Consider the following 12,326-nt stretch of genomic DNA (forward strand, 5'->3'; position numbering starts at 1 on the left):
AAGCGGCACGTGGCCGCCAATCGCCGGTGGGAAAAAGTCGAAGGAATATGTTGGACGGCCTGCTGGCTGCATAAGCAAAAGCCCGCCAAGGGGCGGGCTTTTGTGAAGTGCATTGCAGTTTTTGGCTGCGTCTTAGAACGGGATGTCATCATCCGCAAAGTCATCCGCGAAATTGGTCTCGCGGGCCGGCGGCGCTTCACGGCGGGGTGCCGACTCCTGGCGCATCGGTGGACGCGACGGGCGCTCGCTACGCTCCGCACGGGGCTCGCCACGGCCTTCGCCGCGACCGCCCAGCATCTGCATCTCGTCGGCGATGATGTCGGTGGAGTAACGCTCCACGCCGTCCTGGCCGGTGTACTTGTCGTAGCGGATGCTGCCTTCCACGTATACCTGCGAACCCTTGCGCAGGTACTCGCCGGCGATCTCGCCCAGCTTGCCGAAGAAGGTCACGCGGTGCCACTCGGTGCGCTCCTGCTGGTTGCCGTCACGGTCCTTGCGGACGCTGGTGGTGGCCACGCGGGCCTTGGTCACGGCCATGCCGCCCTGGGTGTACTTGGTCTCGGGGTCGTCGCCGAGGTTGCCGACCAGGATGACCTTGTTGATGCCACGTGCCATGAGTGTTGTTTCCTGTAGTTGTCACCGGCATGCCCGGTGATCGCCATTGCAGTATACCGGGCCGCTCGTCGCTATCAGGCGGGGCCGCTTGGCGGCGTAGGAATTGGCCGCACCGGAAGCCGGAAACCAACAGGGCCGCGGTTTCCCGCGGCCCTGCCCGTGCCTGTTGGCCCTGTCCGCCGGTCAGTAGTAGCCGGTCAGGTTCAGGAACCAGCCCTTGTTGTCGTATTCCAGGTCGGTCAGGTCGTCGCTGAAATCGGTGAAGTTGTAGCCCAGCCCCACCTTGAAGTTCTCGCCGATCTGCCGGTCCAGGCCCAGCAGGGCGCCCTGGCGGCGGCCGCCGTCCTTGACGTCCAGCCAGCGGTACTCGCCGATGCCTTCCCACTTGTAGATCAGGTGGTAGCGGACCTGAACGGCCGCGAAGTTGGCGCGACTGTCCAGCCATGCGCCGCGGTTGCGGCCCATGCGGTAGTCACCCCAGCGACTGGCCAGCTTGCCCGCCAGCTCCCACTTGTCATCGAGCTGGTAGATGCCTTCGAACGACAGGACCTGGCTCTTCTGGTCGTAGTCGTCGTCATACGGCTCGTTCGGCACCTCGTCCTGCCCCAGGCTGACCAGGTCGTACAGGTAGGTGTAGCGGCCGAACAGCGCCCAGCGGGTGTTGTCATGCGGGCGCCATGCGAAGCCGGCATTGACCTCGGCCAGCTTGGCGTCAGCCAGCGGGCTCTGGTCATCCTGCGTATCGGCATAGTTGGCCCGCAGGGCGATGCGCCAGTCCTCGTTGATCTTGTGGAACAGGCGGTTGGTGGTCACCCACTGCTTACGCTCCTCCGCACCGGTGTCACGCCGGTATTCCAGCTTGCTGGCCCATTGGGTGCGGGCATCGGTGCGGCCGCCGCTGACGCTGTAGGCGCGACGGTCCACCTGACCACCGGAGACCGCGTCCAGTTCGCCATCCATCAACGTGAAGCCCATGTTCCAACCCACCGCGGGGTAGAAGTCCATGCCGAAGGTATGGGCGATGCCCGACGCGTCGCTGTAGCGGTCCTTCAGGAACTGGCTCTCGTTGAACATGGTGGCCTGGTTGGACAGGCGCCAGCGCTGGCCAAGGGTCCAGCCGTTCTGCAGGCCGCTGTTGAACAGCGGGTCGCGCTCCGTGCTGTCGGTGCTGTAGTTGTATGCACCGTAGAGGGTGTGGTCGGGGCTCATCCGGTACTCGGCGTCGATCTTGCCACCATGGCCACGGCTGCCGCTGCTGACTTCCGCGCCGACGCTGGAGCGGTCACCGAACAGGTAACGCGCGCCCAGGGTCAGCAGGTTGTTGCGGTCGTAGGCACCGTTGTCGTCATCGACGGTGTACTGGCCAACGCCATAGACCTCCAGCGCGGCGTTGAAACGGTGCCGGTAGCTGATGGCCGCCAGCATCGCGTCGACGTCGCCGGAGAGGCGCTCTTCCTTGAGGCTGCGCAGTTCGGCACCGAACCGACCGTCCTCGGTCACGCGCCAGTCCAGGGTGGCCTGGGCCTGTTCCAAGGCCTCCAATCCACGCTCGGCGCGGCTGTAACGGGCATATAGGCTCATCGCCTCGGTGAAGTAGCCGAGGATTTCCGCACCGTGTTCCTGGATGTCCACGCCCGAGTCGAAGCGGGCCACGGAGAAGCCGGCGTCGATGTCGCGCCACCAGGCGCCCACGCTCCAGTCGTGCTCGGTCCAGCCCAGTTCCTTGAAGTTTGCGCGGGCCTCGACCGACTTCGCGTCACCCTTGCGGGCACCCACGGTCGGGTTGCGTTCCACGAAGCTCAAGCCACCGTTGTCCGAATAGAAGATCGGCGCGGCGGTGGATTCGGTGCGGGCCTGTTCCAGCTTGAGGTACGTGCCGCGACCGGCCTGGAGCATCATGTCGACGCCCTTCAAGCTGTAGTCCTCGCCGCCGCGGCTCTCCTCAACGTAGGTGCCGCCCACTGCGATGTGGTCGCCGAGCCACTGGCGGCCGCGGATACCCGCGGTCACGTCATCGCTGTTGAAGCCGGCGGGGACATATTCGTAATCGGCCAGCAGGACCTGCTCGAAGCCATCCAGTGGCGCGTCGCGGGTCAGCGTGCGGACGTTCTCGCGCGTCACCTGCGCCAGCGGACGTGTGAGGATGACACGGCCTTGCAGCTCGTCGATCTCGTAGTCCGCACCGCGCTGCAGGTCGACACGCGCCTCCACCCGTCCGGTGGTGCGATCACGCACTTCCAGCACCAACTTGTCCGAACCGGGCAGCACATCCGTATGGCGCAGGTAGTACAGGCTGCCGCCGGTACCCAGGAACTCGCTGTGACCCGGCGCGGTCTCCGCCTCGGAACCGAAGGCGCGCAACTCGCTCCTGGGGTCGCCGAGCACGGTGGTGCTGTTGCTGCGCAGGTTCAGCGCAGCGCCGTACAGCGAGCGGTTGTACTGACCGAACTCGGTACCCGTGATACCGGTGTGGTAGTTGCCCCACAGCACCTGGTTCTGGTTCCAGTCCACGCGAACGTACAACTTGCCCTGCGTGTCGACGTCGCGGTACGTGGTCGAGTCATCGCCGTAGACCGGGTAATACATGTCCGGGTCAAGGCGACGGAACACGTCCTGTGGGTCGGCTTCGTGGAAGTCATCGAACAGGTCGCGGAGTTCACGCTCACGGGTGTCCGCCTGGGCGGTGATCAGGTATTTGCCCTTGACCTTGCCCTTCAGGTAGAAGGCCAAGCGACCGTCGGTGATGAAGCTGTCGTCGTACCGGTCACCGGCCGCCAGTGGCTCAATACTGCCGCTCGCGTCGTTGTCCGACAGGGTCACGTCGGCCAGCGCCACGAGGAACAGGTATGAGCCGGTTACGTTGACGTCCAGCGGATGCTGGCTCGCGGTGGCGCCTTCGCGCAACTCCACGTTGTAGCGGTGCTGGCCGATCGGCTCCAGGAACTCGGCGACGAACTTGCGCTCCTGGTCGACGGGAAAGTTCTGCCCGTCGATGGTCAGCTGCGTGTTGGCCGGCACGTCGCGCCCGAAGATGCGCACCCGCGACCCGTAGATCGGGATGTTCTGGATCCGCAGGTTGCTGCGCCCGTAGATCGCGTCCTGCACCTGGCGGTTGCGTGCCGCGCTCTCCTCCATCGACATGCCCAGCGTGCGTTGCACCGTGTCGCGGATCTGCTGCAGGCCGCGCTTGTGCTGCTCCGGCGTGACCAGTTGGATCCGTTGTCCCATGGTCTCGTCGAAGCTGCCGTCCTTGCCGTAGGCACGCGCCACGTACAGCAGGTCGTCACCCGCGCGCAGGTTCAGGTCGGCGGGTAGTGCGCCATCCCAGTCCCTTTCGGAGACGTTGGCCACCGGCAGCGTGATCGTCGCCAAGGGCGTGACGCGATCCAAGTCGTCGCCACGGTAGAGGGTGACCTCCAAGCGGTCGATGAAAGAGGCGTAGTTGGTGTAGCCATGGAAGCGCAGCGGCTCGGTGATGCGCCCACCTTCGAACGGCACGGTCGACCCCGCCTGCACATTGAGGATGGGCTGGCCCAGCGTCGGATCCTCGGTCGCCCAGATCAACCCGCCGCCCGGCAGGTCGATCTGGAACTTGCCGGCAATCCGCGCCGAACCGGGCAACGCATCCTCACGGATGACGTCGACGCGGCGGTTCTCCTGCAGCGCGCCGGGGTCCTCACCCTGGGCTACGGGGCGCTCCTCGCCACGGGTGCGGACCCGGAACACCAGCACGTCCTCTTCGTCGCAGACCCCATCCGGGCACTGCGCGCCTTGGGCACCGGCGCCGCCTGCGGTGGATGCCCCGCTCGCGGCGTCCTGTGCCACGGCCGGCCAGGCCACACCTGCGGACAACAGACCGATCAGGGTCATGTCCAGAAGCTTCATCTTGATCTTCATGGTCATATCCTCAGCGGTCGCCCACGCCTGTCTCGGCATCGATCTCGTCAGAGATGTCGACGCGGACGCGCTGCCTTACTTCCGGCCTCAACTGGGCGAGGATCGCGTCGAACACCGCTTTGGATCGACGCAAGCCCAGATATCGGTTGTATTCATTCGAAGCGCGCATGTCGGCGTGCCCCACCAGTCCGATCGTGCCGCGCCCCATGCGGTTGAGGTCATCGGCGATTTCCTTGATCAGGCCGCGGTACTGCGGCTTGATCACGGACTTGTCGGTATCGAACAGGAAGGTGCCAAGGTGGATGCCGCGGTCCAGGCGAACCATCGTGCCCGACGTATCCGCCACCACCTCCACTGCCACGCGATCGGCCAGTGCCGGTTCGAGCTTCGTTCTCAGCGCATCCTGCACGGCGCGGGCTCGGGCGTAGGCCAGGGCCTCCTCCTCCGCCTTGGCGGTGATCACGATGCGGCCACCGTTGTACTCGCGCACCTTGCTGGCCACCTTGTCGATCACTGGCAGGTACTCGGCCTTCAGCGTCGACGAGCGCGGATCGAACATCACCTCGCCCAGCTCGGCGTCCAGTTCCTGGCGCCCGCCCTTCATCTCGCCATTGGGCAACTTCACGCCGAAGTCGAACCGCACCGGGACACCCGGGGTGATGCGACGCACGCGCGGGTTCTCGGTGGTGAACTCGGTACCGACCGGCAGCGTGCTCGCATCCACCTTCAGGATGAAGTTGCGGCCGCGGCTGAAGTCACCGCCATCAATGCCGACCAGGTGGTAGCGACCGAAGGCGTCGGTTTCCATGATCAGACCTTCCACGGAGCCGATGCGCACGCCCGGGATGCCACGCTCGCCCGGCTGCTGGATGCCGTCGCCGTTGCGGTCGTCGAAGACCGTACCGACGATGAGGCTTTCGTCCAGCATCGGGTCGCCGATGATCACCACCTCGGCCGCGGCCTCGTTGCTGACGGTGTGCTCGGTCGGGTCCACGGCGATGACGCGGTTGATGTGCGTGCCATGGCCCACCCCGGCGCCCACTCGCAGGAAGTACACGAAGGTGGCCGTTCCGTTGGTGGCGATGTCGACGCCGGAGATGCGGATCGGGTCGACGCCGCTCACCACCACGTTGTCGTCCTCGTCGTCAGCGGTCAGCGAACCTTCCACGAAGGTGAAGCCGCGCGGAGGCGTATCGATCAGGGTTGCATCGACCACTGGCCCCGGGCCCACGTTGCGTGCCACCACGGTGAACCGCACCAGGTCGCCCACGCGGACTTCGCGCTTGGCGGCGATCTTGGTCAGCACCACCGCCATTTCGTGCAGTGCCTCGACGGTGACGGAGTCCTGGTTGGAGGTAACCGTCTGTTCGTTGAAGGTGCCGCTCGCAGTGGCGATGTTGGTGATGGAGCCCGCATCGAGGTCGGCCTGCGTGACGGTGTAGCTTGCCGTGCAGGTGAGCATCGCAGCCGGTGCCAGGTCACCCGCCGGGCACGTCACGGTGGCGATCTTGTCGTCGCTGACCGTAATCGGGCCGGTGATGGTGACGTTGCCGGTATTGCGCACGTCGTAGGCGTACTGGATGACATCGCCGACCGCGGTGACCGTCGTGCCGGACAGCAGGCGCTTGTCGAGCGACAGGGCCGGGCGCTGGGTGGCGGTCACGGTCACCGTATCGGGCGGCGACTGGGTGGTACCACTGGAGGCCGTTGCGACGTTGGTCACCGAGCCGTTGTTGATGTCGGCCTGCGTGATCGTGTAGCTGGCCGTGCAGGTGAGCATCGCGCCCGGGGCCAGGCCACCCGATGGCAGGGCCGGACAGTTGACGGTGGCGATCTTGTCATCGCTGACCGTGATCGGATCGGTGATGGTCAGGTTGCCCGTGTTGGTGACGTCATAGGTGTACTGAACGACATCGCCCACGCTGTCGTACGGGTTGCCGGAGACAACTCGCTTGTCGAGGGTCAAGGCCGGTTCCTGCAGCGCCTCGACGGTCACCGTATCGGGGTTGGAGGTCACCGGCTGGTTGTTGAAGCTACCGGCCGCGGTCGCGATGTTGGTCACCGAACCGGTGTTGATGTCGGCCTGCGTCACCGTGTAGCTGGCGGTGCAGGTAACCATCGCGCCCGGTGCCAGGTCGCCTGCCGGACAGGTCACGCTGGCGATCTTGTCGTCGCTGATCGTGATCGGACCGGTGATGGTCACGTTGCCGGAGTTGGTCACGTCGTAGGCGTACTGGATGACGTCGCCGACGCTGTCGAAGCCGGCGCCCGAGACCAGACGCTTGTCCAGACTCAGGGTAGGCGTCTGGGTGGCGGTCACCGTGGCGCTGTCCTGCGCCGAGTTCACTGCAGCATTGTTGAAGATGGCGCTGGCCGTGGCGACGTTGGTCACCGAGCCAGCGTTCACGTCGGTCTGGGTGATGGTGTAGGTCGCGGTGCACGTCACCGTGCCACCCGGGGCCAGCGTCCCCGGCGTCGCCGGGCAGGTCACCGTCGTCTTGTCATCGGCCACCGTGTACGGCGCCGACAGCGTCACGTTGCCGGTGTTGGTCAGCAGGTAGCTGTAGCTGATCACGTCGCCCGCAGCGGCATACACCAGCGGCGAGGCGGTCTTCTCCAGACCCAGGGACGGCGAACGGGTTGCGTTCACGGTCTCGGTCGCCTGGTTGGAGTTCACGGTACCGCTCGTTGCGGTCGCCAGGTTGGTCACCGAGCCGGCATCCACGTCGGCCTGGGTGATCGTGTAGCTGGCCGTGCAGGTGAGCATCGCGCCCGGGGCCAGGCCACCCGATGGCAGGGCCGGACAGTTGACGGTGGCGATCTTGTCATCGCTGACCGTGATCGGATCGGTGATGGTCAGGTTGCCCGTGTTGGTGACGTCATAGGTGTACTGAACGACATCGCCCACGCTGTCGTACGGGTTGCCGGAGACAACTCGCTTGTCGAGGGTCAAGGCCGGTTCCTGCAGCGCCTCGACGGTCACCGTATCGGGGTTGGAGGTCACCGGCTGGTTGTTGAAGCTACCGGCCGCGGTCGCGATGTTGGTCACCGAACCGGTGTTGATGTCGGCCTGCGTCACCGTGTAGCTGGCGGTGCAGGTAACCATCGCGCCCGGTGCCAGGTCGCCTGCCGGACAGGTCACGCTGGCGATCTTGTCGTCGCTGATCGTGATCGGACCGGTGATGGTCACGTTGCCGGAGTTGGTCACGTCGTAGGCGTACTGGATGACGTCGCCGACGCTGTCGAAGCCGGCGCCCGAGACCAGACGCTTGTCCAGACTCAGGGTAGGCGTCTGGGTGGCGGTCACCGTGGCGCTGTCCTGCGCCGAGTTCACTGCAGCATTGTTGAAGATGGCGCTGGCCGTGGCGACGTTGGTCACCGAGCCAGCGTTCACGTCGGTCTGGGTGATGGTGTAGGTCGCGGTGCACGTCACCGTGCCACCCGGGGCCAGCGTCCCCGGCGTCGCCGGGCAGGTCACCGTCGTCTTGTCATCGGCCACCGTGTACGGCGCCGACAGCGTCACGTTGCCGGTGTTGGTCAGCAGGTAGCTGTAGCTGATCACGTCGCCCGCAGCGGCATACACCAGCGGCGAGGCGGTCTTCTCCAGACCCAGGGACGGCGAACGGGTTGCGTTCACGGTCTCGGTCGCCTGGTTGGAGTTCACGGTACCGCTCGTTGCGGTCGCCAGGTTGGTCACCGAGCCGGCATCCACGTCGGCCTGGGTGATCGTGTAGCTGGCCGTGCAGGTGATCGAACCACCCGGCGCCAGTCCACCACCCGGCAGTGCCGGACAGGTCACCGTGGTCTTGTCGTCGGCCACCGTGATCGGGTCGGTGATCACCACGTTGCCCGAGTTGGTCACCAGATACTCGTACTGCACGACGTCACCGACGCTGTCGTACGGGTCACCGGAAACCGCGGTCTTCGCCAGCGTGAGCGCCGGTTCCTGCAGCGCCTCGACGGTCACCGTATCGGGGTTGGAGGTCACCGGCTGGTTGTTGAAGCTACCGGCCGCGGTCGCGATGTTGGTCACCGAACCGGTGTTGATGTCGGCCTGCGTCACCGTGTAGCTGGCGGTGCAGGTAACCATCGCGCCCGGTGCCAGGTCGCCTGCCGGACAGGTCACGCTGGCGATCTTGTCGTCGCTGATCGTGATCGGACCGGTGATGGTCACGTTGCCGGAGTTGGTCACGTCGTAGGCGTACTGGATGACGTCGCCGACGCTGTCGAAGCCGGCGCCCGAGACCAGACGCTTGTCCAGACTCAGGGTAGGCGTCTGGGTGGCGGTCACCGTGGCGCTGTCCTGCGCCGAGTTCACTGCAGCATTGTTGAAGATGGCGCTGGCCGTGGCGACGTTGGTCACCGAGCCAGCGTTCACGTCGGTCTGGGTGATGGTGTAGGTCGCGGTGCACGTCACCGTGCCACCCGGGGCCAGCGTCCCCGGCGTCGCCGGGCAGGTCACCGTCGTCTTGTCATCGGCCACCGTGTACGGCGCCGACAGCGTCACGTTGCCGGTGTTGGTCAGCAGGTAGCTGTAGCTGATCACGTCGCCCGCAGCGGCATACACCAGCGGCGAGGCGGTCTTCTCCAGGCCCAGGGACGGCGAACGGGTTGCGTTCACGGTCTCGGTCGCCTGGTTGGAGTTCACGGTACCGCTCGTTGCGGTCGCCAGGTTGGTCACCGAGCCGGCATCCACGTCGGCCTGGGTGATCGTGTAGCTGGCCGTGCAGGTGATCGAACCACCCGGCGCCAGTCCACCACCCGGCAGTGCCGGACAGGTCACCGTGGTCTTGTCGTCGGCCACCGTGATCGGGTCGGTGATCACCACGTTGCCCGAGTTGGTCACCAGATACTCGTACTGCACGACGTCACCGATGCTGTCGTACGGGTCACCGGAAACCGCGGTCTTCGCCAGCGTGAGCGCCGGTTCCTGCAGCGCCTCGACGGTCACCGTATCGGCGTTGGAGGTGATCGGCTGGTTGTTGAAGCTACCGGTCGCCGTGGCGACGTTGGTCACCGAGCCATTGTTGATGTCGGCCTGCGCCACCGTGTAGCTGGCGGTGCAGGTAATCATCGCGCCGGGCGCCAGGTCGCCCGCCGGGCAGGTCACGCTGGCGATCTTGTCGTCGCTGACCGTGATCGGACCGGTGATGGTCACGTTGCCCGAGTTGGTCACGTCGTAGGCGTACTGGATGACGTCGCCGACGCTGTCGAAGCCGGCGCCCGAGACCAGACGCTTGTCCAGACTCAGGGTAGGCGTCTGGGTGGCGGTCACCGTGGCGCTGTCCTGCGCCGAGTTCACTGCAGCATTGTTGAAGATGGCGCTGGCCGTGGCGACGTTGGTCACCGAGCCAGCGTTCACGTCGGTCTGGGTGATGGTGTAGGTCGCGGTGCACGTCACCGTGCCACCCGGGGCCAGCGTCCCCGGCGTCGCCGGGCAGGTCACCGTCGTCTTGTCATCGGCCACCGTGTACGGCGCCGACAGCGTCACGTTGCCGGTGTTGGTCAGCAGGTAGCTGTAGCTGATCACGTCGCCCGCAGCGGCATACACCAGCGGCGAGGCGGTCTTCTCCAGGCCCAGGGACGGCGAACGGGTTGCGTTCACGGTCTCGGTCGCCTGGTTGGAGTTCACGGTACCGCTCGTTGCGGTCGCCAGGTTGGTCACCGAGCCGGCATCCACGTCGGCCTGGGTGATCGTGTAGCTGGCCGTGCAGGTGATCGAACCACCCGGCGCCAGTCCACCACCCGGCAGTGCCGGACAGGTCACCGTGGTCTTGTCGTCGGCCACCGTGATCGGGTCGGTGATCACCACGTTGCCCGAGTTGGTCACCAGATACTCGTACTGCACGACGTCACCGATGCTGTCGTACGGGTCACCGGAAACCGCGGTCTTCGCCAGCGTGAGCGCCGGTTCCTGCAGCGCCTCGACGGTCACCGTATCGGCGTTGGAGGTGATCGGCTGGTTGTTGAAGCTACCGGTCGCCGTGGCGACGTTGGTCACCGAGCCATTGTTGATGTCGGCCTGCGCCACCGTGTAGCTGGCGGTGCAGGTAATCATCGCGCCGGGCGCCAGGTCGCCCGCCGGGCAGGTCACGCTGGCGATCTTGTCGTCGCTGACCGTGATCGGACCGGTGATGGTCACGTTGCCCGAGTTGGTCACGTCGTACGCGTACTGGATGACATCGCCGACGCTGTCGAAACCAGCGCCCGAGACCAGGCGCTTGTCCAACAACAGGGAAGGCCTGGCGATCAGGGTGTTGGTGTACGTACAGGTGATGTCGTCACCCGGCGCAGGGGTCAACCCGAAGGTCGCTCCGCTCCCTGACGGCATGGACGTGGGACTTCCAGCGGTTGCGTTGGTGCACGAATACGTGGGCGTGTAGTCGGCCAGCGTGGACACGCTGCCCGCGGCCATTGCATCGGTCAGGGTCAACCCGCTGCCTGGCGAGGAATAGAACGTCACCGATGCCGTCGTGCTCGTGCCACTCGTGGTGGCAGAGACAGGTGCCGACATGGTCACGTCGCTGGTGTTGGTGAGCGTCCCACCGCCGGTACCGGACACCGTGAATTGATCGGCGGCGTTGTTACGCCCGCCAACGATATTCTTCACCAGGGTGATCCTGGATCGCTTGGTGTTGGTCACCGTGCAGTTTGCGGTGGGCTCCGCCGACGTCAGGTTGGCAATGAAGGTGCCGTTGGCCTGCCCGCTGGTGTCCACATTGCTGCTGGCACAGGCAACGCTGGAACGCCAATGCGGCGGCACGTTCTCGTCAATGGTGATGCTGGAACCCGTTGCACCGAAGGTCGTGGTGACCCTCTGCGTTCCGCCATCCACCAGGTTGAAGCTGGTCGGCGAAGTGTCCGGGCCGTCGACGGCGGTAAACGCAAATGAGTCTGGAGCAGCATCAGGCAAGGTCTGCTTGGTAACGTCCACATGGCCCGCCACCACGATGTTGCTGACCGAGGCCGTGCCGCCGGTGCACTTGGAGGTGGTTCCGGCACGCACGACCCCGGGGCCCGTGCAGACACCGCCGGTGTTCTGGCTGTATGCCAGCGTGTAGGGCATGACCAGCTTGCCATCAGCGCCCGCGGTGCAAGTCAGCTTCACATTCTGGACGGTGACGGTCGCGGATCCGTTGGCGTTGAAGTCGCCACAGGTATCAGTGGGCTGGGTGCCCGCATCCAGATCGGCAAACGGCGCCGGCGATTCCGGAAAGGTCGCAACCGAACACGTGCCGCCCAACTGCGCGGGATTGTTGCCGTCCTCTCCCATGAACAGGCCGATGTCATAACGATCCGTAGAATTGGACTGCAGCGTGAGTTGCACGCTGACCGTGATTTCCGACCCCGCCGTGCACGTGGTCGGAGCGCTGAGCGCTTGCGCGGTCACGATGTGCGAGAAGTCGTTGGCGGTGCACCCGAGGTTCGTCGGGTTGTCCATTCGATTGGCAAGGCAGGACAAGCTATTGGTGGCCGTGACCGTCTGGGCCTGCGCCGCGGGCGTTGCGCTCACCATCAGGAGCAGGCAGGCCAAGGCCATTGACGCGAGGTGTCGCGAGCGAAACACGCCGGATCGAGTTCCGGGCATTGCCGCGTTGGTATTTTTGTTTCCAGTTCCTGTGGCCATCTCGGCGCTCCCACTCCACTGCGTCATCGTCGGGAAATGCGGACGCCCAGCCGGCGCATGCGCGCCTGGCCAAGCGACAAGAAAGACGTGTGGGTGCGAGGCCGCGCGGTCGGACGTGCCGACGCGCTTCGACAACCTCGGTAGTGCCCCTATGACAGAACCCGGCTTCCGCCGGCCTCCCCATCAA

The 12,326-nt window shown here is 65.5% G+C and carries 3 protein-coding genes; all 3 read right to left on the reverse strand.

Going from position 1 to position 12,326, the window contains the following annotated elements; genetic code table 11:
• Positions 1-132 precede the first annotated feature (132 nt).
• Positions 133-615, reverse strand: coding sequence for a single-stranded DNA-binding protein (ssb, locus tag N800_RS12575; RefSeq protein WP_036139205.1), 483 nt, complete (start codon positions 613-615; stop codon positions 133-135).
• A 183-nt stretch (positions 616-798) separates the two neighbouring features.
• Complete coding sequence (locus N800_RS12580) at positions 799-4,512, reverse strand: TonB-dependent receptor (protein WP_198032547.1); 3,714 nt, start codon at positions 4,510-4,512, stop codon at positions 799-801.
• Positions 4,513-4,522: 10 nt separating this feature from the next.
• Entirely contained in the window at positions 4,523-11,953 is a 7,431-nt protein-coding gene (locus N800_RS12585; protein WP_198032548.1) for a DUF7507 domain-containing protein, read from the reverse strand.
• Positions 11,954-12,326 lie beyond the last annotated feature (373 nt).

This window comes from Lysobacter daejeonensis GH1-9 (assembly GCF_000768355.1).
Taxonomy (GTDB): Bacteria; Pseudomonadota; Gammaproteobacteria; order Xanthomonadales; family Xanthomonadaceae; genus Aerolutibacter; species Aerolutibacter daejeonensis.

What these genes read in the sequence shown, in the direction of transcription:
- N800_RS12580 (WP_198032547.1), bottom strand. Translation starts at nt 4,512, where the DNA reads ATGAAGATCAAGATGAAGCTTCTGGACATGACCCTGATCGGTCTGTTG.
- N800_RS12585 (WP_198032548.1), bottom strand. Translation starts at nt 11,953, where the DNA reads ATGGACAACCCGACGAACCTCGGGTGCACCGCCAACGACTTCTCGCAC.
- ssb (WP_036139205.1), bottom strand. Translation starts at nt 615, where the DNA reads ATGGCACGTGGCATCAACAAGGTCATCCTGGTCGGCAACCTCGGCGAC.